Origin of the sequence: Streptomyces sp. NPDC056835 (genome assembly GCF_042789485.1) — a bacterium.
GTDB lineage: Bacteria > Actinomycetota > Actinomycetes > Streptomycetales > Streptomycetaceae > Streptomyces.
Genome location: NZ_JBHUBB010000026.1, coordinates 101,613 through 125,926, shown reverse-complemented (window position 1 = coordinate 125,926; position 24,314 = coordinate 101,613). Strand labels below are relative to the sequence as shown.

Below are 24,314 nucleotides of genomic sequence, written 5' to 3'. Positions count from 1 at the left end.
CGCTGGGTAACACGCAACGTGTGGCACGTGATCCGGGGAAGCACGACGTCATTATTCACGGCACGAACGAGGGCGTGTTTTTCCCGGCCGGGTGAACAGTGCGGGCAAGACCCTCATGGATTTCGAGGTACACCCGACTCATATCTCGGACGTCATCCGCAGCAATCTGAATTACGATGGCGGCCCAGTGCGCCTGATCTCGTGCCATTCCGGCTATGCCGCGCCGAACTCCGTGGAACTCCCACTCGCCCAAAGGGTGGCCAATGACCTGGGGGTGCCCGTCACGGCGCCGACCAATAAGGTCGGGACGTCACCCGAGCTGGGCCCGGGGCAGACGCCCCAGATCGGCAACAACGGATATTGGCGTACCTTCCTGCCGATGGCCGAATAGCGGAACGATCAACGGAGAAGAAATGATCAAGCGAGTCGGGTTCTACCGAGAGTTCGAGTCTCAGGACCCGAACGACTCGGCTCCGTCCATTCATGACGCCGTTCGGCTCCACGCGCTGTACGATGAGCCGCGGATCCTGGAATATATTTCGTCGGGCACTGAGATCTTCAGCGCCATGGGGGCTGAGCGTGATGTTATTTCGCACGACGAATGGATTCCTGGAGCAGGATCTCTCGTCACCGACGGCACGTGGCTGTGGCCCGTCGAACTCCAGCACTATGTCCATCGGTACCATGTGGAATTGCCGGACGATTTCATGGCGGCTGTCCGTGCCTCGAAGTACATCGCTCCCAGGGTTTTGCGCGGGCGGGCAGAAGAGATCGTGCGGGAGGTCTTCGGCCGGTCCACCTCCGCCGCGGGTGTGAACGGCACGAAAAACGCGGGAGGGTTCTTCTCCTGGTACCTGTCGGATCTGACGTTGCAGAGCTGGGCCTGTCTGCTGGAGGGGCTGGAATCAGCTGGGCTGCACATCCGTCATCGACTCACGGGCGACATGGTCCTTTCCCGTACCGGCAAGGGCGGTTCGGACCCCCGGCCCGTGCACGACGCGCCCGATGTGGCTGCGGTGCTGGCCGACCCCGGTGACGGCGAGGTCGCCCTCCATCTGTGGTTCGCTTCGGATACCTTCACGGTCGCTCGGGTGCGTCGGCTCGACGATGCCACGACGGCGGTGGTCCACGATCTCGCCGACCTCCAGGAGCCGGAGCGTGAGCAGGTGGTGGCCGCACTGGTGCGAGCTTTGCACCAATTTCGCGACGACTGCCGAGGTTTCGTTCTCGACCGTGCGGGACGCAGCTCGCACGACACCTGGGACGCGCTGATCCTTGAGCGCGCCTGGCCGCTCGCGCCTTTCCCGGACAGTGTCGCGGTCGACGCGGACCGGGGTGTGCAGCCATCGGGGTCGGACGCCCTGACACGCACCGAGTACGGACATCTGATGGTGTTCAACAGGAACCGCGTGGACGGTCCTCAGGCATAGGCGGTACGGACGGAGGGAGGGCGACCGACGGGGTGAAGTTCTTTCCTGATCAGCGCGTGCCTCCAAGACCAGGTCGCCGATATCCGCAAGCGCAGGCGTCGGCCGCCGCGGGGGAGGCGGCGCGTTGGGTCATCGCCTTGGCGCTCGGCCTGAGCACCCGACGATCGTGTCCGGACCGTAGCGATGCACGATCTCGTTGAGCCGTTGAGCCGTTGAGCCGTTGAGCCGTTGAGCCGTTGAGCCGTTGAGCCGTTCAGCCGTTCAGCCGTTCAGCCGTTCAGCCGTTCAGCCGTTCAGCCGTTCAGCCGTTCAGCCGTTCAGCCGTTCAGCCGTTCGGCCGGCGTCGTACGCGTACCGCCCGGCGTCGTCGTCATGTCGCAGAAGAGCAGCGCGTCAACGAGGTCAGCGCGCTCTAGCTCGAACTCGGTTCGTCAAGGCCGTGCTGGATACGGAGCTGCATGGACGGGTGAATGTTCAGGTCATCGAGGTCCGCTGGATCAACCCAGCAGCCAGCTCTGGATACGGCGTCCACGGCGGAGCGTGGATCAACAGGAGCGGTCAACGGTTCGGGGCGCAGCTGATCGCTCACGTCCTGGTTGAGCAGCGCATGCGGCCCGCCCGGCATGAGCGAGTCGAGGGATCCGCTGGACAGGGCGAAGGCGACGGGACCGGTTGCCGCGGCGCTGGGCGAATTCCTGGAGAAGCGCCAGACCGAGCTCAAAGCGGTGGCGGAGCGCATCGAGGCGGCCATCCTGGGTGCGGCGACGGCCACCAACGAGTACATCGAGGGTGATCTGGACGCGGCGAGGCATGCCCAGGACGCTGCGAAGGCTGTTCAGCTGGATGCGCTGAGGGAAGCTGCCGGGGGGCACAGATGAGTGGCGACGCGCCGGTCGATCCGGCTGAAGTACCGGTTTTCACGGGCGATTTGCCGCTGCTGGACGAGAAGGTGACAGCGATCTCGGGTGCGGGCCCGAAGATTTCCACCGCGGCCAGTGACATCCACACGAGCTTCGGCGGGCTCCGGGCGTTCTACCAGGCGCCGGAGGCGGAGCAGCTGTTCGCGGTGACGAAGCCGGTGTCGGACACCGGACTCTCACTGAGCTCCGACCTGTGCGTGATCGCGGGCGCGCTGGGCACGTACTCCAGGGATGCCGCCCCGCTCGCCGCCAGGCTGGACTCACTCAGGGGTGACGCGGTCGCTTTCCGCTCGAAGGTCGCGGACGACGACAAGTGGCGTGAGGACGGCGACCTGATCGAGGAGAACCTGAACCGGCGCAACGAGATCGCCGAGGTGTGGACGGCGTTCCAGGAAGTGGAACGTGCCGCCTACGCGAAGATTGTCGCCCTGGTCGGCGGGACGCCTCTGAAGGTGAACGACGGGTCGAACCAGCCGGGCATGTACGGCTATGACGCCGAGGCTCTCAAGCAGTCGAAGAGCCTGCCGTGGGGCGACGCGGTGGCGGAGTCCGTCCCGTGGTGGCAGGTGTGGGAGCACGCCTACGACTTCGGCAAGGGCGTCATCATCGACGGTGTATGGGGCACGATCAAGGGCCTGGGCACCCTGGTGGGTTTCAGCGGCTGGGACGCGGCCGGCCAGGCATGGGTCGGTCTGGGCAAGCTGGCCACCGGCGTGCTGATCACCGCCGTCCCCGTTGTGGGAGCGGCCTATTGGGCGATGCCGGCGGACAAACTTCCCTCCTGGCTGCGTGATTCGCGTACGGCGATGAAGGAGACCGGCAAGGCGCTGCTCGCCTGGGACCAGTGGAGCGAAAACCCCTCCCGAGCGGCCGGCGCGGTCACCTTCAACGTGGTGACGACGATCTTCACCGGTGGTACGGCCGGCGCGGCGGCGGGCGCGGGCAAGGCGGGCGCGGCGGCGAAGGTGCTGTCCCTGACGGGCAAGGCGAGCCGGGCGATCGACCCGATGACGTACATCTTCAAGGGCGCCGGCGCGGGCCTGTCGAAGATAGGCGACGTGATGGCCGGCCTCAAGGGCATGGGCAACATCACCATCCCCGCGTTCCCCGAGGGCACGATCGTCCTCCCGGAAGGCGCGATCAAGTCGCCTGACGGCACGATCAACCTCCCCGAAGGCGCGACCGTCCCGGAAGGCGCGGTCGAACTCCCCGACGGCACCGTCAAACTCCCGGAGGGCACCACAGCCCTCCCGCCGGGCACGGTCCGCCTCCCGGGTGAAGGCGCCCCGCGCTTCCTGGACCCCGAAGGCAACATCCTCAAGGAAGACGGCAGCGTCCTTCAGCGCGGCGACGAGGCCAGGGTCGAGAACACCCCGAACCCGACCGCAGGCGCCGACAACCCGCTCACCCAGGTTCCCGCCCGGCAGGAGCAGCCGGTCCTGGCGGGCGTGGGCGCCCGTACGGGCGACGACGTGGTGCGGGTGGGCTCGAACATCTCGGACCCGATCCGCGTGGGCGACAACGCTTCGGGCCGGGCGGGCGACACAGCCCCGGGCGGGGCTGCGAACCACCTCCCCGGCGGGACTGCGGGCAACAACATGCCCACCAACAACCTCGACAACACCCCGGGCGGCCGCTCGGGCGGCGACACCCCGGGCGGCGGCAACCTCGGCGACCACACGCCGACCGGCCGCACCGAAACCCCACCCACGACCCCGGCAATCGGCCACGACCTCCCCGGCGGCTCCGCCACGGACAACGGCCTCCCCAGCTCCGCCCACCCCGCCACGCCTGGCGCGGGCGGCCTGGACGATGCTGCCCGCGGCGCGGACGACGTTTCCCGTGCCGGCGACGACGCGGCCCCGCCGCAGCGTGGACCCGTGCCGCGTCCCAGCTTCATGCGCGAGGGTGAAAACCCGTACGGACCTCGGGGATCGCTCACACGGGAGCAGATCGAGGACATCCAGGTCTACCGCGCCAACGAAGAGCCGGGGTACTTCGAGGATCATTACAGGAAGGACGGCACCCGCAAGAACCTGGAGATCCACGACCAGAGCGGGTACACACCGCCTCAGCTCACGCGGCTGTCGGACGATACCCCGTGGATCCGTGCCAAGGACGCTCCGGCGCCTCCCAAACCCCATTTCCTCGATGACGACTACATCGGCGTGGGGGCGGACACCGTCACGAGCGCCACCAGACTCCGGATCCTGGAAGAGGCCGCGCAGACACGCCACTTCGCCATCCAGTGGGACAACCTCGTCGCGGATTGGAAGGCACAGACCGGTGCCGCGCACCAGGCTCAAGGCACCCTGGAGTCGGCCGGGCTCTGGGCCGAGGCCAGAGGGACGTACAAGGAGTCCCATACGGAGATGGGTAAGGCGGCCGAGGCATTCGGCGAGAACGTGGCCGAGCACCACTTCGTCGCCGAGCGCTACCCGGACTTCGACAAAGAGACTCTCCTCGGCCCGAAGAACGGCAATGACCAGTTCGACCAGGTGTGGAAGCACGAGGACGGCCGAGTCGTGGTCATCGAGGCCAAGAGCAGTCCTGGTACCGAGCTCGGTAGGCGCACCCTTCCGGACGCAAGGCAGGTGTCCCAGGGAAGCAGGGAATACTTCCTGGACATCATCCGTGCCATGAGGAAGCGAGGCGAAATAGAGCTCGCGCGTGACCTGAGGAAGGCACTCGATGAGGGAAAACTGGAATACGTCGTCGTCAAGGGTGAGAAGAACGCCGGTACGTAAACTGGTTACCAATATCGACGGTTCGACATCAGCAAGGGGACTCTTCCGTGACCGTAGTTGTTGCCCGCCATGGCTTGCCAGGAGGACCCGATGCCGAGAGGTACGCGGAGCGGCTGGGTGAGTACTTTGCCGAGGAAGTAGACGGTCTTGAAAATTCGACGTTCCTGATCGACGACACGTTCAATACCGCTCTCCTCATGGTGCGTGCCCGCTGCGTCGTCGACCCGCGGGCGGCGGCGGTGGAGACGTGGGAGGCCGTGGTCAATGCGATGCAGCTCGGCTCGGCGTTGTTCGATGTGACGGCGGTGAGCGAGGGATCCGTCGAATGCCGTATTGACCGGAAGCTGCGGACCCTCCCCGCCGTCGGCCCGGCGCCGAGGGCCGACGCGGGGAATTGGCTGACGGCGTTCTGGCTGGCGGTTGTCTGCCGTGATCAGCGGCGGATGACGCGGCTGTGTGACATTCCTCTGGAGCGGCTGCGTGCGCCGGAGGGGTCGTACGACGAGTACATCTACCACTGGGTGGATGTACTTCAGACGTACTGGCAGCGGCGTCCGGGGCTGGTGGAGAAGCTCACCGACGCGCTCCAGGCGTCGGATCCTTCTGTGGCGCGCATCACTCCCAAGGACATGTTGCAGGGGCTGATGTATCCGCCGATCAACCTCTTTTATCACTTCGTGCGGAAGAACGAGGAGGGCTTCAGCCCGGCTCTGGAGGAGGCGCTGAAGCTGCATCGGGCGTACTGGACCTTGAACGAGGACCGGGAGGCGGACATCGATGGCGCCATCGCCCTCGGCCCACTGGCCATCGCCTGTCTGGCTTACGATGGGGAGCTCCCGATCGAGGTCGAATCCGAGTACCTGCCCAAGCACCTTCTCCAGCGCGGCTGGCTGGGCGAGTTCCCCACCTGAGGCACAGGTCGTAGGCGCGCAGCGGCGTATCGGCCTCAGCGAAGGCGGCGAGGATCTGCCGTTAGGCCGGGCTGTCGGGCACGTCGGGGCGCGGTTCGGGCGCCGACTCTCCGTCCTGGTCGGCAGTGGGTCCAAGAATCCCGGTGCTGACGGCTCGCCTACACACCGTGCGGGCCCGCGCTCTGGCCGCCGCATCCCAGTACGTACCAGCCGCCCGTTCCCTCGAACAGGTTCTTGGCGCGCTCGATGCCTCTGCGGACTACGAGCACCCGTGGCTGAGCCCCTTCGACGCGGCTGCGCTGGCCTGCGAATCGGCGCTGATACTGCGCGATTGGAGCAGCATGAACGGGCGCTGACGCATGCTGAGGATGCGGTTCGGCTCGGGGAGGAGGGCCGGGCTCGTTCTCTGGCCTTGAGCCGCATCACCCTCGTCGGCATTCACGTGCTCCGGACGGACCTCGACGCTGCGGTGAGCGTCGGTCACGATCTACTCAGTACAAGCCCCACCCTGGGATCGATCCGTGTCGCACACCAACTCGACGACTTCCGCCGACTTCTGGAACCCCACACGGGGTACCGGCCGGTACGGGAGTACCTGACACGGTTCGACGACGCGCGGCGCGCGAGAATGCTGCTGCTCGCCGACATCATCACGCCCAGGGGAGGGATCCCTGCATGAGGCCCACACCCGCCGACCCCGACGCCTGGAACGCCTACCTCGCCTGCATGACGGTGCGGCGGCCTGGTGAAACGTGACATCGGCAGGCGCAGTCGGATACGACCCATTCACTGCGATCTCGTGGTGCGGTTCTGATATTGCACTCGTTCGGTCACCCAGCTGCTGCTGATCGCTGAGTCGGTCGCTCAACAGGATGCAGTCGCTTGAGGGTCACAGAACACGGCGTTCGCAGTCTGCGGCGCGGCGCGGATACAGTCTGTCCCAGTCGGTTCAGCTGAACGCAGCGGTTCCACCGGGGGCGTTTGCGGCGCCGGTATCAGCACGGTTGCGGTGAGTGCCGCGGGCGCAAGCCCGGGTACTGCCCGCAGAAGGTCAACATCCGTCGCGAGACCAAGGACACCAAGTCCCGCGCCGGACGGCGGCCCATCGGCGTCCCCGACGAGCTGATGAAGCTTCTCTTGAGGCACCGGGACGAGCAGGAGCGGGAACGCCGCCTCGCCCGCGACCTGTGGGTGGAGAAGGGGGACGTCTTCACTTCGCCGACCGGTGAACCGCTCAACCCCAACACTGATCACCATAAGTGGAAGGAGCTGCTGGAGGCGGCCGGGCTGAGGGCCGGTCGACTGCACGACGCCCGCCACACCGCCGGCACCATCCTGCTGATCCTCGGGGTTCCCGACACCGTCGTGGACGCGATCATGAGCTGGGAGGCCGGTCAGTCAGCCCGGATGCGCCGCCGATACCAACACCTGACCGACCGCGTCCTCAAGGACACAGCCGCCAAGGTCGGCGGACTGCTCTGGACCTCGCCGGACCGGCACCCTCCGTTGGGCTGATCGGCCCAAACAGTAAAGACGCTATAACGACGTCGGCCCGGACAGCGTGGCTGTCCGGGCCGACGACATGGCGATCACGAAGACTCTGTGGTGCGAGATCGGCCCGGCCTCAAGCCCTGCCCTCGCCCTCGCGCAACGTAGACAGCTCCTCGCGTCCCTTCGTGATGACGGCCAGCGTGGCCTGCGGATCCGCCCCCGGAGGGAGCGGGGTGTCGGCGATCAGATCTCGGAGTGTGTAGGGGGCGTCGAGCCAGTTCAGCAGAGCGCGCCAGTGCTCCGTTTGGTCCCTGTTGAGACGCGGATCCCAGGGGTCGGACTCGTAAGGGGTGTCGTCCATGTCGAGCAGGCCCGCGCGACGCACCACGCAGGGGTAGCACAGGCCGCAGTTGGCGAGGTTGGAACCGTACGGACGGTGCTGTGGAGGGGTGCCGCAGGTCAGGGTGGCGGCGAGGTCGGCGGGGGCGAGGCCAGCATCGAGGGCGGAGTGGCAGACCTGCCGCTTGGTGAGGTGGGCGAGCGGGTTGTAGACGTGTACGACGGGGCCGTCAGCCACAGCAGCGATCAGCTGGTTCAACAGGTGCAGTGTCCAGGGGTGGACGGAGCGCGTGGAGCAGGCTCCGGCACGAGCGGGGGTCAGGGGCGGATTTATGGAGAGCTGGCCGTTCTCGGGGATATGTGCGACGGGGGCGCCCTCGGCGGCTGCGGCGCGGACAGCGGTGGCCGCGTAGAGGAAGCCGCGGGACCGGGTGGAGCGCTCAGGGTCAGCCTGTCCCTTGTCGTGGATGCGTACGGTCTGGCTCAGCGTGATACGCCGGACTGGACGGGATCGACGCCGGTAGATGCCGGCATACGCGGACTCCTGAAGGTGCCCGAAGTTCTGTTCATCGAAGGTGATGAGCAGCAGCTCTTCGGATGTGCGGAAAGTCGCTCGCCGAGCCGCCCAACTCAGTGAGTCCAGGCCCCCGGAGAACAGGGCGACCTCCGCAGCGCGGGAGTCGGGGTCGAAGGTGAAAGGCACGTTGGTGGCCAGGCCGGGGGCGCGGAATTCCACCTCCCAGTGGTCACCGGTGAGGGTCCGCAGCAGAGAGGTAAGGAGTGGGCGGGCGGCTAGCCAGCGCTCGTACGCGGCAACCGGCACGGAGAGCCGCATGTGGCGGGTCCAGCGGTCGAAGGTGCCATCACGGCGGGCGTGCTTGTCCGCGGCGAAGACTGCACGGCCGATTCGATGCAGGTCGTCTGCCCAGGGAGGGGCAGAGCCCATGAGTGGCTGCCAGTGTGGGGCGCGGGGCTTCGCTTCCCAGTAGTTTCGGTCGCTCAGAGGCTGCCACCCGGGGGGCGGCTTCGCCCTGGCGGACTCAAACCAGAAGAAGGGGCTATGGGCGGGCGTCATGCGGATTCCCCCTCGGCGCCTTCCTGGCGTTCCAGTACGTCCCCGGCGCCCAGGCCCAGCACCTTGCCCACGGTGCCGGGGACCAGACTCCGGGCGATCTCGGGCAGGGAACCGACCGGGTCCCCGACCACCGACTCCGCAGACTTGGCTTTTTCCACGAGTTCAGCCGCCTCCTCGCAGGGATTCGGCACCAGTGAGAGGACCTTGTCGGCGGCCCAGTCGGCGATGTGATCACCAGGGTCGAGAACAGGCAGGACCGGGGCGACGAGCTTGACCTTCTCGGCAATGACCGACCGCAGGAACTCGCTCACGATGTCCGCGAAGAACCACTGGTACAGCAGGCACAGCAGATCCCCGGCGAGACCACCGCCCGCACGCTCACTGTCGCCCGGTTCTTCGCTCTGCCGCTCCAGGAACCGCTCGGCAGAGTCCGTCGCGGCCCGTCGTATCGCCGCGTCGGTGATCGTGGCGCCGTTCCCACCCACTTCGTTGGTGAAACGGGTCAGAAAGTCGTCCGCGTCCTTCAGACCGTCAGGGCCGTCGTCAGCCAGCGCGGCCATCGCGTCGGCGAGGCGGTAGCCGGCCTCGGTCGCGGCGTCGACGAGGCCGAAAGCGGACTGGTCTTCGCGCATGGTCCGGTGCAGTACATCCAGGTAGTCATCGAAGATCTCATCGAGCAGTCGCTCGGCCTGCGGACCTTCGCTGTCCCATCTGGAGAGCCGTCTGCTTGCGTGGCTCCAGTCGGCGGCGATGCCTGACTGGCCGCCCGGGCCCCGCCAACGCGTGGATGTGCCCATGCCAACCAACCCCTCCGGCTTGATGGCGTTCCCTTGCTATGGGAGCAGGAAGGCAAGCGCACAGATAGAACGCGACTCGGCCACTCCCGTGTCCGGTTCCCGGGGCGCATCTCGGCCGTTCCCGCCGACCCTCGGCGTCCCTGAGTCGGCCCGGATGCGCCGCCGGTATCAACACCTGACCGACCGCGTCCTCAAGGACACAGCCGACAAGGTCGGCGAACTCCTCTGGACCAGGGCGGACCAGCAGCCGCCCGTCGGATGATCTCGGCAACTGCAACTAAAACTGCAACCACGAACGTCGAAGGGCTCCACCGCGACCGGTGGGGCCCTTCGACGTATTGCCCGGTGAGAGCAATGGCGGAGGATACGAGATTCGAACTCGTGAGGGGTTGCCCCCAACACGCTTTCCAAATGTTCGTCTGGGCGTACGGCGGCGGCCAGGGGCGTCCTGAGCTGTGGCGGAGCGCTCAGGGTGGCCCCGCCCGGATGGGGCCGAACGAGGGTGAATGAGACCAGGAATGAGACCAGGAAGGGCGGCCTGGCGGCCAATGTTGCCGGTACCGGCCAAGAGGTACGAGTGCGTGTTGGCGCTCTCGTATCGCCGAACACGAAGATCAGCCATGGTGGCGAGATCCTCAAATTTCCTGCCGACTGAGGAGCCTCCTGGGTACTCTCGATCGCACTGAAGTGATCAAGTGCCCTCGGGAAATGGACCCGCCAGAGTGACAGAGGCCAACCCCTTCGCGCCGCCTCCAGGGAACGTGAACACCCCGGCGTGGTCATCCCTGGATGACCATCTGTGGCACTCGTGCGAGATCGTCGCGGATCTCCTTGCAGGCGGTCTGGCTCGCCGTCCGTTGATTGCCACGACAGCGAGACTGGAGCGTGACGACCGTGCCCTTGCTGTCGGCCCCGGTAAGCGTTCGACCTGGCGAGCCCCGGGCAACGGGCGGTACCAGCACAACAGTGTCGTCGCCGTCGGCAATCCCGCATTCGTCATCGGAAGTCTTCTGGGTTCCGCAGTCGGCAATTCCGCCCGGCGGCGCCAGGCGGCACGTGACGCCCAACCGCGATGGATGGTCGACGGCCCGGGAGAGGTGACGATCACCCGTCAGAAGCTGCACTTTGCGAGCAGCACAAGCGGACTTGACCTTGAGTGGAAGGCCCTGAGCACGATCGAGCTCGTGAGCGTGGCTACGTTCCAGACAAGCTTCGTCAGTACCCGTGGCCAGCAGGTGACGACGATGGTGCACACACCATGGGCGTCCCTCGCCTTCGCTGTCGCCGCCATCACCGCGTTTCCCGCACATCCTCGTCTGCTGAGCGGAGGATGGCTTCCCCCAGGGTTCGAGCAGAAATGTGCCCGCTTCGGTCGGCCGTGCCGCCCCGCCGCCACACTTGCTGCGCCCCAGTGATCCACCCAATTCCCGGTGTGCGTCGGTGACGGCTCGGGCAGGATGTCGCCCGCCGGTGACGTTCCCGCTGCCACCTGCCTATGTGGGTCCACGATGTCGGCGATGAGTGGATCGAGCTCGCATGAAGGCCCGTGTGCGAGATGCGCAACGGTTGCGAACGAACCGACGGCTCTCGCGCTGCTTGCGACAGGGGGGTATGCCAGCTGCAGTCCGAGAGGGCTAGCTACTTCCCATGCTGCACCGTATTTGCGGAGGAGGAGCACGAGAAGCGCGCGGAAGCCGGGAAGCCGGAACTCTCTTGGGACGGCAGCGACATGGCCGACGCGGAAGGGCGCCGGGTGCGGACAGCGCTTCCGACGCCAGCCTGGATGGACGGTCCGGGATCCCGCTCGGACTGAGTAGACGCCCGGAACCTGTTCGTATCCGTCCGGCCGCTGTGCCACTCGTGGCCGGTCCGTATATTGACGCCCACCAGTCGAGACACCCTCTTTGTTGCTGTAGCCCTGTAGCCCTGTAGCCCTGTAGCCCTGTTGCATGAGCCGGAAGTATTTTCTCCGCTTCCGCCGCAACTTCAACGGGCCGTGAGCTTCGCGAACCTTCCGGACCTCGAAGTCCATCGCCGCCCCTGAGCTTGTGTGTTGCGACAACCACTAGAAGCCAAGGCGATGTGGCAGGGGCTCTACTGCTCTGCGTTCACTTGCTCGGACAGTTGCGTTTGTCGTGCCCGTGGTACTGACACACGCTGCACTTCCCAGCGTTGGGAGAGACGTCACACGACCGCTTGTCGTGCCCTCCCTCACCGCACCAAGAGCAAGTGCGGGTTCCGCTCGCGCTCATCTTTGTCCTCCGTCTTGTCCGTGGCTAGCCGCCCTCGCCCGGGGAGTCTAACGCCGCGAACCCGTCATTTTGGCGTTTTGTCAGACTGTCGAACTCATGACCTTGCACTCAGAGTGCGGGGCTGGTGGCGTTCGAACAGCGTTGTTGGTCAGGTGAGTTGTGCGCCGCACGTGCTCAACCTGCTTCGGGTAGCTGCGATATGCAGGAGAACCGCTGGAGGCGTTCAGCCCTCGTCCAACAGGCCGATAATGGTGTTCGGGTCGTCGGCCGTTTATCGTGCGAGTCTTGATGGTGCGGCGTCGTGGGCTGGAAGACGGCGAACAGGCGGCGCTCGGCGAACTGCCAAGGTGCCCTCGCGGGAGGCCATAAGCGCAGCAGAAAGACAAGGGAGCCGTCGCGACGCGTCCAACGACGGTCCCGAGCACGACGGCATCGTAGTCGTGCTCGGGAGCCGCCGCCCCTCTGGTCAGAGATGCGCCCGGGCGACCCGTTGCTTCAGCCGCTCGTCGGCGCAGGCAGCTTCCTGTTCATCACCAGGCAGGCGACCCAGCAGTGACCCTGCACCACCTCAAGACCCCGACCGGCGAGGTCCGCCCGCTGGACGTCACCCACGACCACGTGCGTGGCGCCACCACAGTCGACCCCACCAAGGACCCCGGTACAGCACGGTCCGAGTGCACACACCGTGGGCGTCCCCCATCTTCGCCCTGGATGCGCTCACCGCCTTCCCCGCCCATCCGCGGCTGCTGAGCAGAGGATGGCTGCCTCCGGACTTCGAGCAGCGAAGTGCGCGCGTTGGGCGCCCGTGCCGTCCTGCAGCGGCCCTTGTGCTGTCTGGCTGGACAGCGCAATGCTGCTCCAGCGCGGAGATCAAGGGCTGTCCCGTGGCTGTGAATGGTCGGCGGCCTGCTCTCCGGTTGCGGGGCGCCGCTGCCAGCCAGTCGCTCCGTAGTGCCTCAGGAGCCGGAGAGCAGCGCCACGCTCACGGTCGTGACCGCTGGCAGCAGCATGAGAACGGCGGCGTGCACGCATCTGTTCTTGGTGCGGGCGATGCGTCTGGTTCCGGTCAGGGCGTGGGACAGGCGGGGGTGCGGGTCGGAGCTGCTCAGCAGGAGTCTGGACGACAATTCCGCATGCTTCTCCGCCCGGAACACGTCCTCGTAGTAGGCGAGGACGCGGGAGCTCTCCCTGATTCTCGGTCCGTGACGGGGCAGCAGCGCCGCCAGGAGAAACAGCAGGGCCACGGTCGTGGTGACCGTCGCTGTCCACCACAGTGGGTGGGGCCAGAAGGTGCCGGGCGGGCGGTGGATAAGGAGGAGTCCGAGCAGCGATCCTGCGGTGGCGAGCAGGACAGCGGCCTTGCCGTCCGCCCGGCCTATCTCGATCTGGTTCTGGGCGATCAGCTCCCGAGACAGTGCCACCACTTCTTCCGGTGCGCCCCTGTCCGGCAGACGGCGGGCGAAACGCAGGCGGGGGGTCACCGGGGATCCTCGTACGATCCGTTCCAGTCCCCGGCTCCGTCGGCGTGGCCGATCCGGCGCAGAATTTCGTCGCCCTGCGGGATCCCGATGTCGCTGAGGACACGTGCCAGGTTGACTCCGACGAAGCCCCGGTCCTCCGGTGCCAACGACTGAAGCGTCGCTGCGAGGGTGTGTTCCCAACTGTCCTTGTCGGAGAGGAGATTGCGGTGGGTCACCGTCCAGTCGAGCACGTCCTTTGCCTGTTCCGGCTGGTGCAGGAGCCAGAGGGCGGCCAGGCCGACGGGACCGCCCGCGACCACCTCCCGGTAGAAGCGGTACGCCTCACGGTGGGCTTCGCCGAAGCCTGACGGGAGGGCGGGTTCCGCACCGGTGCCGGGGGTGGGGAGGAGTGCGGCCGGCGGGTCCAGGAACCAGTACGTGAGGCCGGAGCCGTCGATCGGTTGTGGCTGGCCGGGCGGTTCGATCTCGGTCGTACCGAACTGGGGTGGCGGCTTCCGCAGCGGATCGGCGGCGTCGGGCAGGGTGGCGTTCTCGCTGATGTGGTTGACCACCAGGTGCCGGGCCTGTTCCTCGGTGATCCGGTTCCTCGCCGCGACGACCGGGTTGCTGATCCGCCAGGCGACCCCGTAACGGGCAGGGGCTTTCGGCGGCCGGCGTGGGATGTCGACCGAGATCCGCCGTTCCGCGAGCGAGACCCACACGATGTCGAAGAAGTTCCCCTGACGCACCTCGCGCGCTTTCGGCCGCGGATAGCCCCAGTGGTCGCCGCCGCGAGGCGGCACCATTCCGTCTTCCCCGCCGTCTGCGAGGAACACCAGGGCCCGGTCCTCCGGGGAACCGAAGTGGAGGCGGAACAGCTGCCAGGCCGGCGACGAGTTCAGAGGTGTGATGAGCGGACCGGTCATGAGGCGAACCCTTCTACTGAGGCGGCCGTACGGACACGATGGCGGCGCAGGACGAATCGCAGGACGCCCCGGTGGCTCCGGGCCGTGTCGGAGAGCGCGGCTAGGAAGTGCGGGAAGGCGGTGTGGTGTCGCAGGGCCGGGTCGCTCTCGATCCGGGACAGGCCCGTCGCCGTCGCTTCGTGCGTTGCGGGATCGTCCAGGGCCGCGACCACGAGGCCGAACGTCCACTCGGGGTGGTCCACAAGCAGGTCGGCGAGACGCACACGCCGTGCACCCGGCGCGCCGGGCCGGGGGAAGGCCGCCAGGCTCATCGATTCGATGACGTGAACGGCCAGGGCGTGACGCGGTGTGCCCGGATCGGCCCCCTGCCACTCCCGCAGGCGGTCGAGGACGAGGGTGTGGTTGGCGTCCTCCGAGAGAAGGGTGCTGAGGGCGAAGGACACCGCGGTACGCAATCCGCCATCCAGGCCCTTGTCCGGTTTGTCGAGCACGGCGTCCAGAAGTTTCAGGGCGACGGCGGGGCGGGCAAGGCCGTAGCTGCCCGCGCAGGTCTCTGCCACGGTGCAGCGGAGGGAAACGTCGGCGGACCGGCTCCACTGGCGTAGCTGATCCCGCACCGCGCCGGTGAGGGAGGGGGACTGGACCATTTCCCCGAGCGCGTAGGCCACCAGACGGCGGCGCCAGCGCTTGTCCGAGGCGGCGAAGAAGTACAACTGGCGCAGTGTGTCCGGGCCGGTCGCGTGGGTCAGTACCTTTCCGATCGCCCGGCCTGCCGCCAGTTCGACGCCGGAGCGGTGGGGAGTCTCGTCCAAGGTCTTCCACAGCAGGTCGGCCATGCCCTCGTAGTCCAGCCACAGGCACCGGAGCAGGGTGTCCGACCGGTGCCGACCGGAGAAGACGACCGGCTGGACCGGATAGCGCTGCCCCGCCCCGAAACGGGTTGGCATCGGACGTGCGCCGACAGCCTCCAGCCGTTCCTCGAAGGATGGCCCGAGAAGGTCACGCCGCATCTGCGGCCCCTCCATGACCGGTCCGTGCGTATCGATGAGCTCCGGTCCTCGGGCTGTGATCGGTGCCGGGCCACCGCGTTCCTCGATGTGGGGGCGCAGAATCGCGCTGAACTTCTCAAGGACCGTACGGTCCTGTTCGGAGAGCAGCGAGATCGCCGCCATCAGGGAGAGGCTGTCGGCTCGGTGGCTCGCTTTTGCCAGCGCCGTGCGGGCCGCCGCGGGACTGCCGGTCCGCAGATCTTCGAGTACGGATGCGGATGGCTTCCCCGACACGACGAGATCACGCAGTCCCTCCGCCACCTCGACACCGTCCTGTGGCAGCGGATGGGCGTGTAGATAATCGGCGAAGTCTGCGGAGGCGAGGTGTCCCAGCGCGTCAGCGCCTTGCTCAGGTGCGAGTTCGCCCGCCTCCGCCATGGTCTTCAGGCGCTTCGAGGCCACCTCGGTTGGCGGCGGCGGGCGGTGCACGACCTGCCAGGGCACCGTGTCGCCGGGTAGCGCCGTCTCCGTCCGTACGGTGACGACCAGATGGGCGCCCGATCGAAGCAGCAGCCCGGCCAGCGCGGTGAGCACGACTTCGCCGAGGGAGGTGGCGGCCGCCGGTGACAACCCCTGGAGCAGATAGCCGCGCCCCTCCGTCGGGCGCCAGCGCGAGAGGTCGTCCGGTGAGTCCAGGCCGATGATGCCGTCGGCTCCGTACCGCTCCGCGAGCAATGCGAACGCGGCCGTGCTTGCGCCCGCCCCACTGCCGGCCCTCAGCACCAGAATGTGGCTGTCCAGCACCTTGCGGCACCGCGCATAGGTGGGTGGTTCGACAAATCCGCGCAATCGGGCGCGGACATCGTCCGCGGGGTAGGGACCTTCCCGCAGTCGTGGCGGGATGATGAGGTCCGCGACGGTCTCGTCGAGCGTGGCTGCGTTGATCACGGTGAGGTTGCCGCCGACTCCGCCCATGACTTGCGCGCCTTGGCCCAGCCGCTGTTGGTTGTCCCGGTACGAGTCCCGTGCCTCTGTTCGACCGTCGGCCTCCGGACCGGTTGGGCCCGGATCTGCGCCAGCTTCGGCGCTCACCGGTTGTCTCCGGCTCCGCCTACCTGCTTGTCGCCCGTCACGTTGTCGCCGCTGCCCCAGTGCTGGTTGGTGCCGCGGTACGAGGTGGAACCGCCGGTGTACGTGATGTCCCTTCCGACGTTCCCCATCACGGCGGCGCCCTCGCCCACGTGCTGAGTGTTGCCGCTGTAGTGCGTACCGGGCCGCGTCACCGGGTCCTGCTCCTGATCGGCGGATTCGCTGCTCTGTGTTTCGGATTCCTCGCGCGGCCGTACACCTGCCTGTACGAGGTTTCCGGACGGCGACGGGACGTACAGCCAGGCCCGCTGCGAGAAGTTCTTCCCCTCCACGGTGGCCGGCACCTCCACACAGCGGTCGGGGTGCAGTCCGGTGTACGCGCCGAGCACGACGTCCTCGTAGACGCGTTGAGAGATGACCGCTGCCAGGTGGGTGACCTGCTCGCTCGCCGCCGCCAGGATGGCTTTGACCGGACGGGAGTCCAGCAGCCGGTGCGTGTCGTTGCGGGCGGTGCCGTTGCCGTCGCCGGGACCATCCGCATCCGGCAACGGTCCGACATGGACACTGGCCCGGAGCCGGATGCGGGGGCCCACACACTGCCTGTTGTAGGCACCGAGGATGTCGTCCAGCACGCCGAGGAACGGCCAGAGAACGAAGGGCAGCAACGCCGGGTCGAAGCCGAACACGACACCGTCCCCGGTATTGGCCGGAAACCTCTTGGAGTCACGCAGCTCGTCAAGCCCGGCCTGCTCCAGCGCCTGGTCGACCAGTTCGGGGATCAATTGGCTGACCGGCCCGTGCTGCACGGCGGGGAGGCCCGTGAAGTCCTTCGCGTCGACAGCGAACAGGGCGCGGTAGGGAGGCAGCGGTCGGCTCTCGGAGTACGGGGCGGGTACGGGCGTGGACATGCGTGATCTCCTCATGAACGGCGGGATGGGCGGGACGGTGACGAAGCCGGTGGCCGACTGCTTCGAGGTTCTGTCGGTTCCGTCCGTCCGACTGCACAGTGGAGGGCGCTTCGCGGGTGTCCCATGTCACAGCGTCGGCGTACTCAGGCGAAGGGGCCCGCCCTTGGGGTGAACCGCTTTCATTCATTCGGGACGGGGAGAAGGCCATCACCGGCGCGGTTTACGAGGCGGTCGTCGCCCAGTCGCGCAGCACCTTCATGTCCTTGATGACGATCGCTCTGCGGGCCGTCTCGACCGCGCCGGACTCCCGCAGCCGTTGCAGCCCTGTGATGGCGGCGTTGCGGGTCACACCGATCGCCTGGGCGATCTCCTCCTGGCTCAGGCCGGTCAGTCGTATGACATCCGATTCGGCTCCGGGCGCGGTGAGTTCGGCCAGTCGTAGGAGCGCCCGCGCCAGCCGGACGACCAACGGCAGGGTCAGCAATTCTGTGCGGTGTGCGTCGGACTCCCGCAGTCGGGAGAGGGCCTGGCGCATCAAGTCCATGACGAGCCCACGCTGTTCGACGAATCGGCGGAACCGTTCTGCCTCGAGCACGACAGCCGTGCAGGGGGTGAGTGAGACCACTTCCGCCGTACGCGCGGTGCTGTTGAAGACGGACACCTCACCCAACAGGTCGCCCGGCCCCCGGAAGGCCAGCCAGGTCACGGCTCCGCCCGGTTCCCGGCACACGACCTTGGCAAGGCCGTCGGTGAGAGCGAGCAGATGCGTTCCCGCAGAGCCCTGTCTCAGCATCACGCTACGTTCGCGAAAAGTGCGGGTAGCCCCCTGCCCCAGTAGTTCGCGCCATGTCTCGTCCGACAGCACTCGTCGCCTTCCCCGTCAACCATGTACAGGCCCGGCCTTGCCCCGTACGCGACCTCTGCAGCCCCGCCTAGCCTCATGAGTTCTACGCCTGGCCCGACCGCTCCGCCGAGAGTTGGGCGACCTTGTCCTAGAACGGCTGCAGCCCGCACGCCACCACGCAGGCACATGTGCGGGCGAGTGTCGAACAGACTGACGGCTGGTGGGATGCTGTTAGCGGATATCGCTTCGCACGCTGTAACGGACGAGTTTGGTCCCCCCGCTTCCTGCTGCGCACCGCGATCTCCCTCTGGGAAAAGTCCGAGCGCGTCATCGAGGTGACGCCTGCCGAGCCGGGCGAGACTGTGCCGGGCTGTACCTGGGCAAGTACCAACCCATGAACGGAGCAATGGCGAAGTGGGCTTGCACGGTAGCCGAGGCGGAGTTGAGTGAGCCGCTTCCTCGTCGATGGGCGCACTCGCAAGGGGTCGCGCGGCGCGCGGTCGAGCTGGCCGTTGTTCTGGGAGACGACGCGGAGCTGCTGGCATCTGCGGCTGTGTTGCACGATGTGGGCTACGCTCCGCGGCTGGCCGTCACTGGATTTCATCCTCTGGACGGCGCTCGATTTCTTCGTGACGTCCATGCTGCGGACGACCGGCTGGTTCGGTTGGTGGCGAACCATTCGTTGGCGTTGCTGGAAGCTGAGGAGCGTGGATTGCGGGAGGTGCTGGAGGCCGAGTTTCCGCTGCTCGGCGACCAGCGGCTTGTGGATGCGCTCATCTACTGCGATATGACGACCACGCCCGATGGTGAGGTCACTTCTGTCGAGGCTCGACTGGCCGAGATCACCGCCCGTTATGGCGCTGACAGTCTGGTGGGGCGATTCATCCGTCGGGCGGCGCCGGAGATCGTCGCTGCCGTGGGGCGGGTGGAAGCGGCGTTGGCGGCTCAGCCCAGGTAGGGGTAGGTGCCGGCGAGGTAGTCGCCGATCTGCTGGCGCATGCTGGGGTGGATGTCGTACTGGTCCAGGTCGGATGGCTGGACGTAGCGGACGCCGTCGGCTTCGTCGTTGATGGTGGGCTCGCCGCCGACGGGGCGGCCGATGTAGGTGTTCTCGTACTGCTGGCGGATCTCACCGTCGGTGTAGGCCACGATGTGGTTGGGGTTCGTGTAGACCCCCAGGAAGCCGGTGACCTCGGCGATGATGCCGGTCTCTTCCAGGCACTCGCGCACCGCGCATTGTGCCGCCGTCTCTCCAATGTCCTGGGCGCCACCCGGCAAGGCCCATTGACCTGTGTCTCGACGGCGCTGGAGAAGGATGGCGCCTCTGTCGTCGACGACGAGCAGGTTGTTGGCGGGAATGAGAGTGTTCGCCTTGGGGGCCTTGGGGTCGTTGTAGTACTCAGTCCTGCCCATGTGACGAGGGCCCCTCCTGGTCTGGCGTCCAGGGCCGCGCGCCGGCCCAGACAGCTTCGAAACTCTGAGCGTAGTTGTCGAACCATCCTGCACCGTCAACTCTCTTGAGATGGAGCAGAGGGTTGGCACTGGCCGGCTGGCCCCAGATATGCGGGTTGATCAGCAGGTCGTCGTCATAGCGGAACAGGGAGGTGTAAAGGGTGGTGTCGTGCAGCCTGACCTCGCAGCCTGCCTTGGACAATAAGGGCCGGTAGTAGGTCAGGGAGGCGCGGATCTTGGCGGCAAGCGTGTCGCCGATGCCCTCTTCGTGGCCGCGGACAGCCACAGCTCGTGCACTTGAGTCACCGAAGCAGAGCCGTACTTGAACCCCGTCTGCCGCCCGCTCGGCAAGCATCTTGGCAACGTGGGGGTTGGATTGGGCGAAGAACGTGCCGGAGAAGACGAGGACACTGATCTGCTCCTGGGCTCCCTTCAGCAGCGAGAGCCACATGTCCCGCGGAACGCTGGCCCGGTTCTGGTAGGTCCCGACCAGCTCCAAACCTGACCCGGGAGTGGGCTGTCCGGCACTCGGCACCGGGGCTGGCCACAGGAACAGCTCCTCCACCCGCAAGTGCTGGGCGGCGCGGAATCGGTGGCGCGGATGGGGAACGCGCCCACCGAGCCACCGACCGACGGTCTTGGGATCCACCTCGCAGACTTCAGCGAGTGACTCTGGCGAGACGCCCCGCTGGGCAAGTACGGAGTGCAGTCGCTCGTTCACAGCCGCCATACAAGCCGAGGTGGCCAGGAGCGGGCAAGGACGTTATGGGACGTTCCTCAGGAGCTGAGGCTTGGAGCAGGGTATTTACGCTGGTCGTATGGAGCTCATCGTTCTGTGGGACATCGACCACACGCTCATCGAGAATGCCGGAGTGAGTAAGGAGATCTACGCGGCTGCCTTTACGGCGCTGGCGGGAACCGGTCCGGCCGAACCGGCGCGGACAGAAGGCCGTACAGATCGTCTGATCATGCGCGACATGTTCCAGCGGAACGGTCTGGCCGAGCCGGACTGGGCTGCTGTCGAGGCTGCTCTCGCCGGCGCAGGGGAGGAACGCTTCCACGAACTCAGCCGGCGCGGAACGGCCCTGCCCGGCGTGCGTGACGTCTTGAAGGAAGCCTCGGCACAGGATGACTGGGTGTCCTCGGTCCTCACCGGCAATATCGCGGCCAACGCACGCGTGAAGGTATCGGCCTTCGGTCTTGATCCCCTGCTGGATCTGCCTGTTGGCGCTTACGGGGCTGACGCTCTCCAGCGTCCGGGCTTGGTCGCTGTTGCCCAAGAGCGTGCCCAACGCCTCCGGGGCGTGCGGGATGGCGTGCCTGTCGTGCTCGTAGGGGATACCCCGAGGGATGTTGAGGCTGCGCTCGCCACGAACTCCGGGATCATCGCGGTCGCCTCTGGCGTCCACAGCGTCGAAGAGTTGGCCGCTGCCGGCGCCCAGGTAGTGCTCCCGAACTTGACGGACACCGCGCGTGTTCTCGGGATCCTGGAGACCTTCTCGGCGCACTGAAAACGTCCCAGGACGTCCCCGTGTCGTCCGGATACGCGGTGATGCGGTCCTTCCTCATTCCGCGAGCATCAGGTCCCCACCAGGCAACTGCCCCAAGGAGACCCACGTGATCGGGGAAGTCACCGGGATCCGCAGGATCCGGATGCTGTACCTGCAGCTTTTGTACCGCTGCAACTTCGAGTGTCTGCACTGCTTCCATGGCAAGAGGCTCCAGCACGCCGATGCCTTCACCGCAGACGAGGCGATCAACCTCCTCACGCTCATGCGTGAGCAATACGGCACTGAGGCTGTCACTCTGCTGGGCGGCGAGCCGTTCGCCTACAAGGACCTCGCCCAGGTCGTTCGGTACGCCAAGCAGGATCTGGGCATGCAGGTAGAGATCTGCACCAACGGCTATCGGATCGAGCGCCGGCTCACCGAGATCGCTCCCGATCTGGACCTGCTGCGGGTATCGCTGGAGGGCATCGGCTCGACCAACGATCACATCCGCAAGTTCGGGAGCTACGAGAGTGCGCTGAGCGCACTCGACATCGCTCGGGGACTCGGTGTCCGCACCGGTGCGACCCTGACGGTCACCGCTCGGAACATCGACGAGGTGCTGCCTCTGGCGCGCACCCTGCAGCACTATGGGGTCGAGCAGTTGAAGCTTCACTGCCTCCGGCCGGTCGGCAACGCGGCAGATCACCCCGAGCTCCTCGTCACCGATTCTGCCGCCTACATCCGCCTGCGTGAACAGCTGCAGACCGCCGAGCTGACCATCGAAGTGATTGTTGACGAGGACTTGTCCGAGCATGGCGCCCCGGGGATCTGTGCTCCTGCAGGTGGCCCGACGCAGATCGAGCGGATCGAGGCCGATCCGCGCGGCGCACTCACCATGTCCTGCAAGGCGGTTGGCCGGGACTCGCACGCCTTCTGGTACGACAAGCTCGCTGACCACATCACCCACCGCCCCTCCGTCACCGACGAACTCGCTCTCGCGGTACCGGACGTGGTGTACGGCCGTGTCTGACCAGGCACCGTTCGAGAGCCTCGAAGGACTCCGCGGCACTGGTAAGTCGACCCTCGCACCCATGCTCGCAGCAGCCCGCGGCGCTGTGCTGGTCCCGACCGTGCCGCCCATCTATCAAGCGCTGCGGCACGAGGTGGACCTCCGAGGGAATGTCGACGCCCGGATGTCCTTCTACCTCTCGGCCTTGTTCAGTGCGGCTGACCATATTCAGCGATACCTGTCCGTCGGCACCCCGGTCGTCGTGGAGAGCTACTTCGCCCGCTGCCTGGCCAATCACCGGGCATTTGGGACTGGCCTTGGTGTGACCCTGCCGTCCGATCTACCGCATCCCATCACTTATCACCTGGTTTGCGCGGAAGGTGAGCGCCAGCGCCGCCTCACCATGCGGGAGAAGCCCGTGTCCCGCTGGGACGCACTCGCTGAGACCGCCGCCGATCAAATCGCCGATGCCTACGCCTCGTTCCCGATGCACCGCGTGAACACCACTGGACTCAAGCCCGACGAGGTGCTCCAGACAGTCCTCGCCATCAACGCCCAAGGAGAGCAGCCCAGTGCAGACACCGAGCATGTGGCGGCACACCCTCACCTTCTTCCCGCAGTTCCTCGCCGCTCTGAAGGAGCGTGCAGAGCCTGACTCCACCGTTACGGTCATCGGCGCGAGCGATGGCAGGCTCATCCTGCCGCTGGTCTCCGCCGGCTATCACGTCGTCGCCATCGAACGCGATTCGCTCGCCCTTCACGGCGGCGAGGTCCAACTTCCGGGTGACAAAACCGGCCATGCGATGGGGCTGATCGAGCGGCTGAAGCTCGAAGGGCTCGCTGACCAGGTGCAGGTCGTAGAGGAGGACTTCCTCGCATCCGAGCCCTTGGGCACAACCAGTGACGCAGCCTGGACGAGCTGCTCATGGCATTACGGTGCCAACCACCGCCGCCCCCTTGGTGAGTTCGTCGACCGCATGCAGTGCCTGGTCCGGCCTGGTGGTTTGCTCGGCGCGGAGTTCATGATGCCCATCGAGCAGCGGCATCACATGCTTGAGCACTACACGTCGCCTGAGAGGCTCCAGCGCTACTTCATCGGAGACTGGGATGTCCTGCTCACCCTGCGGACAAATGAGTTCACCGAGCGGGCCCATGTCGGGCAGTTGCAGGACCATACCCACCGCATGGGCCTTTTCCTTGCCGCCCGTGCGTCCACCCCCTCCTAGAGACACAGGGAAGAAGGACTCATGAAGCACGAGTATGAGGCGAAGTTCCTCGCCGTCGACGTAGACGACCTCCAGGCCAGGCTGACTGCCCTCGGCGCAACCCAGGCGTTCCCGCGCACCCTCCTCACCCGCAAAATCTTCGAGAACGACGCCCTTGAAGGTGGTGCCTGGATCCGCCTGAGGGATGAGGCCACTCGGTCCACGCTCACGTTGAAGCAAGTCACCGACCCCACCACCATCGACGGCACCACTGAGATCGAGACCGAGGTCTCGGATCTGCACGCCATGGCCGAGATCCTTCGTAAACTCGGCTTGCGCGAGGCCCGCTTCCAGGAGAACTACCGCGAGGAGTGGCGCCTGGGCGAGGTTGCCTTCGACTTCGACACCTGGCCGGATCTCCCCACGTTCGTCGAGATCGAAGGACCCGACGAGGCGTCGGTCCGGCAGGCAGCGACTCTGCTCGACCTCGACTATTCGGAAGCCCGGTTCGGCAGCGTCGACGAGATCTACAAGAGCGAATCCGGTCGCGACATCCTGGCCGAGCCCACCCTCCTCTTTGCCGACGCCCACAAGAAGGGGCAGGCCCGGGTGGCCGTCCAGGGCGAGTGACCTTGAGGGCCAAGCTGTGCATGTTGAACTGGCCGTGACGCCACGGTTGATACCAGGGATCGCCGAATTCGCCCGAGGTGGCCTGCCCGCACCGGCGGACACCGACGACGGCAACAAGTGGGTGGACGGATACTGCTGGCTCTACTGCGGCCAGGAATGGACTCGTGTCCTGTGGATCGGTCCTGTGAGCGTGGCCGGTGCCCAGGCGGCTATGTACGCCTGCGGCCCCTGCATCCGGGAACTGCAGGACCAGGTCTGGCAATCCATCCTTCTCCACGATGAGCCGGCTCGGTCGGCGCAACCCGGTGGTCCCTCTGAATCGGAGTCGTCTGCTGGCCGGCACGGAGGCA

The 24,314-nt window shown here is 66.6% G+C and carries 23 protein-coding genes and 1 pseudogene; 14 read left to right on the top strand and 10 right to left on the bottom strand.

Annotation, left to right across the window (positions count from 1 at the left end):
• Nucleotides 1–91: 91 nt before the first annotated feature.
• Both ACFRMN_RS27285 and ACFRMN_RS27280 read left to right on the top strand, forming a co-directional pair.
• Complete coding sequence (locus ACFRMN_RS27285; protein WP_383023898.1) at nt 92–391, top strand: hypothetical protein; 300 nt, start codon at nt 92–94, stop codon at nt 389–391.
• A gap of 22 nt (nt 392–413) precedes the next feature.
• On the top strand, nt 414–1,430 hold the full coding sequence (locus tag ACFRMN_RS27280) for a hypothetical protein (RefSeq protein WP_383023896.1): 1,017 nt from the start codon (nt 414–416) through the stop codon (nt 1,428–1,430).
• 323 nt (nt 1,431–1,753) lie between these two features.
• Here ACFRMN_RS27280 and ACFRMN_RS27275 read toward each other — a convergent pair.
• Nucleotides 1,754–1,855 (bottom strand): annotated as a pseudogene (locus tag ACFRMN_RS27275) (phosphohydrolase); the annotation flags it as partial.
• A 198-nt stretch (nt 1,856–2,053) separates the two neighbouring features.
• On the opposite strand from ACFRMN_RS27275, the gene ACFRMN_RS27270 reads away from it, so the two are divergent.
• The 5 genes from ACFRMN_RS27270 to ACFRMN_RS27250 all read left to right on the top strand — a co-directional run bounded on the left by ACFRMN_RS27270 (nt 2,054) and on the right by ACFRMN_RS27250 (nt 7,523).
• Nucleotides 2,054–2,308: a DUF6507 family protein gene (locus ACFRMN_RS27270; RefSeq protein WP_383023894.1), complete on the top strand. Its 255-nt coding sequence runs from the start codon at nt 2,054–2,056 to the stop codon at nt 2,306–2,308.
• Nucleotides 2,305–5,097: a hypothetical protein gene (locus ACFRMN_RS27265; protein WP_383023891.1), complete on the top strand. Its 2,793-nt coding sequence runs from the start codon at nt 2,305–2,307 to the stop codon at nt 5,095–5,097. The genes ACFRMN_RS27270 and ACFRMN_RS27265 overlap by 4 nt, the downstream gene beginning before the upstream one ends.
• Nucleotides 5,098–5,144: 47 nt before the next feature.
• Complete coding sequence (locus tag ACFRMN_RS27260; protein ID WP_383023888.1) at nt 5,145–6,008, top strand: immunity 49 family protein; 864 nt, start codon at nt 5,145–5,147, stop codon at nt 6,006–6,008.
• A gap of 331 nt (nt 6,009–6,339) precedes the next feature.
• Nucleotides 6,340–6,687, top strand: coding sequence for a hypothetical protein (locus ACFRMN_RS27255; RefSeq protein WP_383023885.1), 348 nt, complete (start codon nt 6,340–6,342; stop codon nt 6,685–6,687).
• 302 nt (nt 6,688–6,989) lie between these two features.
• Nucleotides 6,990–7,523 (top strand): tyrosine-type recombinase/integrase, encoded by a 534-nt coding sequence (locus ACFRMN_RS27250; protein WP_383023882.1) that lies wholly within the window; start codon nt 6,990–6,992, stop codon nt 7,521–7,523.
• A gap of 109 nt (nt 7,524–7,632) precedes the next feature.
• On the opposite strand, the gene ACFRMN_RS27245 is transcribed toward ACFRMN_RS27250, so the two are convergent.
• Nucleotides 7,633–8,784, bottom strand: a complete 1,152-nt coding sequence (locus tag ACFRMN_RS27245) for a 7-cyano-7-deazaguanine synthase (protein WP_383023879.1) — start codon at nt 8,782–8,784, stop codon at nt 7,633–7,635.
• A 125-nt stretch (nt 8,785–8,909) separates the two neighbouring features.
• Nucleotides 8,910–9,710: a hypothetical protein gene (locus ACFRMN_RS27240; protein ID WP_383023877.1), complete on the bottom strand. Its 801-nt coding sequence runs from the start codon at nt 9,708–9,710 to the stop codon at nt 8,910–8,912.
• 722 nt (nt 9,711–10,432) lie between these two features.
• Between ACFRMN_RS27240 and ACFRMN_RS27235 the strand changes: the two genes are divergently transcribed.
• Entirely contained in the window at nt 10,433–11,125 is a 693-nt protein-coding gene (locus ACFRMN_RS27235; RefSeq protein WP_383023874.1) for a hypothetical protein, read from the top strand.
• A 1,793-nt stretch (nt 11,126–12,918) separates the two neighbouring features.
• Here ACFRMN_RS27235 and ACFRMN_RS27230 read toward each other — a convergent pair.
• The 5 genes from ACFRMN_RS27230 to ACFRMN_RS27210 all read right to left on the bottom strand — a co-directional run bounded on the left by ACFRMN_RS27230 (nt 12,919) and on the right by ACFRMN_RS27210 (nt 18,199).
• On the bottom strand, nt 12,919–13,383 hold the full coding sequence (locus ACFRMN_RS27230) for a Pycsar system effector family protein (RefSeq protein ID WP_383023871.1): 465 nt from the start codon (nt 13,381–13,383) through the stop codon (nt 12,919–12,921).
• Between the two features lie 56 nt (nt 13,384–13,439).
• The gene (locus ACFRMN_RS27225) at nt 13,440–14,348 is read right to left on the bottom strand and encodes a hypothetical protein (protein ID WP_383023868.1); all 909 of its coding nucleotides are present in this window, start codon (nt 14,346–14,348) and stop codon (nt 13,440–13,442) included.
• Complete coding sequence (locus ACFRMN_RS27220; RefSeq protein WP_383023865.1) at nt 14,345–16,312, bottom strand: hypothetical protein; 1,968 nt, start codon at nt 16,310–16,312, stop codon at nt 14,345–14,347. Before ACFRMN_RS27220 ends, ACFRMN_RS27225 begins: the two co-directional genes overlap by 4 nt.
• Nucleotides 16,313–16,425: 113 nt before the next feature.
• The gene (locus ACFRMN_RS27215; RefSeq protein ID WP_383023862.1) at nt 16,426–17,334 is read right to left on the bottom strand and encodes a hypothetical protein; all 909 of its coding nucleotides are present in this window, start codon (nt 17,332–17,334) and stop codon (nt 16,426–16,428) included.
• 220 nt (nt 17,335–17,554) lie between these two features.
• The gene (locus tag ACFRMN_RS27210) at nt 17,555–18,199 is read right to left on the bottom strand and encodes a Crp/Fnr family transcriptional regulator (protein WP_383023860.1); all 645 of its coding nucleotides are present in this window, start codon (nt 18,197–18,199) and stop codon (nt 17,555–17,557) included.
• A 373-nt stretch (nt 18,200–18,572) separates the two neighbouring features.
• On the opposite strand from ACFRMN_RS27210, the gene ACFRMN_RS27205 reads away from it, so the two are divergent.
• Complete coding sequence (locus ACFRMN_RS27205) at nt 18,573–19,136, top strand: HD domain-containing protein (RefSeq protein WP_383023857.1); 564 nt, start codon at nt 18,573–18,575, stop codon at nt 19,134–19,136.
• On the opposite strand, the gene ACFRMN_RS27200 is transcribed toward ACFRMN_RS27205, so the two are convergent.
• A complete protein-coding gene (locus ACFRMN_RS27200) occupies nt 19,124–19,591 on the bottom strand; it encodes an NUDIX hydrolase (protein WP_383023854.1) in 468 nt (155 codons plus the stop codon). The two genes, ACFRMN_RS27205 and ACFRMN_RS27200, sit on opposite strands and share 13 nt — an antisense overlap.
• On the bottom strand, nt 19,578–20,351 hold the full coding sequence (locus ACFRMN_RS27195; protein ID WP_383023851.1) for an XRE family transcriptional regulator: 774 nt from the start codon (nt 20,349–20,351) through the stop codon (nt 19,578–19,580). Before ACFRMN_RS27195 ends, ACFRMN_RS27200 begins: the two co-directional genes overlap by 14 nt.
• Before the next feature lie 97 nt (nt 20,352–20,448).
• Here ACFRMN_RS27195 and ACFRMN_RS27190 point away from each other — a divergent pair, with 97 nt between their 5' ends.
• The 5 genes from ACFRMN_RS27190 to ACFRMN_RS27170 all read left to right on the top strand — a co-directional run bounded on the left by ACFRMN_RS27190 (nt 20,449) and on the right by ACFRMN_RS27170 (nt 23,964).
• Entirely contained in the window at nt 20,449–21,141 is a 693-nt protein-coding gene (locus tag ACFRMN_RS27190; RefSeq protein WP_383023848.1) for an HAD family hydrolase, read from the top strand.
• Nucleotides 21,142–21,247: 106 nt separating this feature from the next.
• Complete coding sequence (locus ACFRMN_RS27185; RefSeq protein WP_383023845.1) at nt 21,248–22,150, top strand: radical SAM protein; 903 nt, start codon at nt 21,248–21,250, stop codon at nt 22,148–22,150.
• A 61-nt stretch (nt 22,151–22,211) separates the two neighbouring features.
• Nucleotides 22,212–22,784 carry a hypothetical protein gene (locus ACFRMN_RS27180; protein WP_383023842.1) on the top strand — a complete coding sequence of 191 codons (573 nt, stop codon included), beginning with the start codon at nt 22,212–22,214 and terminating at the stop codon, nt 22,782–22,784.
• Nucleotides 22,702–23,355, top strand: a complete 654-nt coding sequence (locus ACFRMN_RS27175; RefSeq protein ID WP_383023839.1) for an SAM-dependent methyltransferase — start codon at nt 22,702–22,704, stop codon at nt 23,353–23,355. The genes ACFRMN_RS27180 and ACFRMN_RS27175 overlap by 83 nt, the downstream gene beginning before the upstream one ends.
• 21 nt (nt 23,356–23,376) lie before the next feature.
• Nucleotides 23,377–23,964 carry a class IV adenylate cyclase gene (locus tag ACFRMN_RS27170; RefSeq protein ID WP_383023836.1) on the top strand — a complete coding sequence of 196 codons (588 nt, stop codon included), beginning with the start codon at nt 23,377–23,379 and terminating at the stop codon, nt 23,962–23,964.
• The last annotated feature ends 350 nt before the right edge of the window (nt 23,965–24,314 follow it).

Bases quoted from the DNA above. Each gene is read 5' to 3' on its own strand.
- ACFRMN_RS27265 (WP_383023891.1), top strand. From the start codon at position 2,305: ATGAGTGGCGACGCGCCGGTCGATCCGGCTGAAGTACCGGTTTTCACG.
- ACFRMN_RS27270 (WP_383023894.1), top strand. From the start codon at position 2,054: ATGAGCGAGTCGAGGGATCCGCTGGACAGGGCGAAGGCGACGGGACCG.
- ACFRMN_RS27205 (WP_383023857.1), top strand. From the start codon at position 18,573: ATGAACGGAGCAATGGCGAAGTGGGCTTGCACGGTAGCCGAGGCGGAG.
- ACFRMN_RS27170 (WP_383023836.1), top strand. From the start codon at position 23,377: ATGAAGCACGAGTATGAGGCGAAGTTCCTCGCCGTCGACGTAGACGAC.
- ACFRMN_RS27200 (WP_383023854.1), bottom strand. From the start codon at position 19,591: ATGGGCAGGACTGAGTACTACAACGACCCCAAGGCCCCCAAGGCGAAC.
- ACFRMN_RS27220 (WP_383023865.1), bottom strand. From the start codon at position 16,312: ATGGGCGGAGTCGGCGGCAACCTCACCGTGATCAACGCAGCCACGCTC.
- ACFRMN_RS27225 (WP_383023868.1), bottom strand. From the start codon at position 14,348: ATGACCGGTCCGCTCATCACACCTCTGAACTCGTCGCCGGCCTGGCAG.
- ACFRMN_RS27215 (WP_383023862.1), bottom strand. From the start codon at position 17,334: ATGTCCACGCCCGTACCCGCCCCGTACTCCGAGAGCCGACCGCTGCCT.
- ACFRMN_RS27245 (WP_383023879.1), bottom strand. From the start codon at position 8,784: ATGGGCTCTGCCCCTCCCTGGGCAGACGACCTGCATCGAATCGGCCGT.
- ACFRMN_RS27180 (WP_383023842.1), top strand. From the start codon at position 22,212: ATGCTCGCAGCAGCCCGCGGCGCTGTGCTGGTCCCGACCGTGCCGCCC.
- ACFRMN_RS27280 (WP_383023896.1), top strand. From the start codon at position 414: ATGATCAAGCGAGTCGGGTTCTACCGAGAGTTCGAGTCTCAGGACCCG.
- ACFRMN_RS27190 (WP_383023848.1), top strand. From the start codon at position 20,449: ATGGAGCTCATCGTTCTGTGGGACATCGACCACACGCTCATCGAGAAT.
- ACFRMN_RS27240 (WP_383023877.1), bottom strand. From the start codon at position 9,710: ATGGGCACATCCACGCGTTGGCGGGGCCCGGGCGGCCAGTCAGGCATC.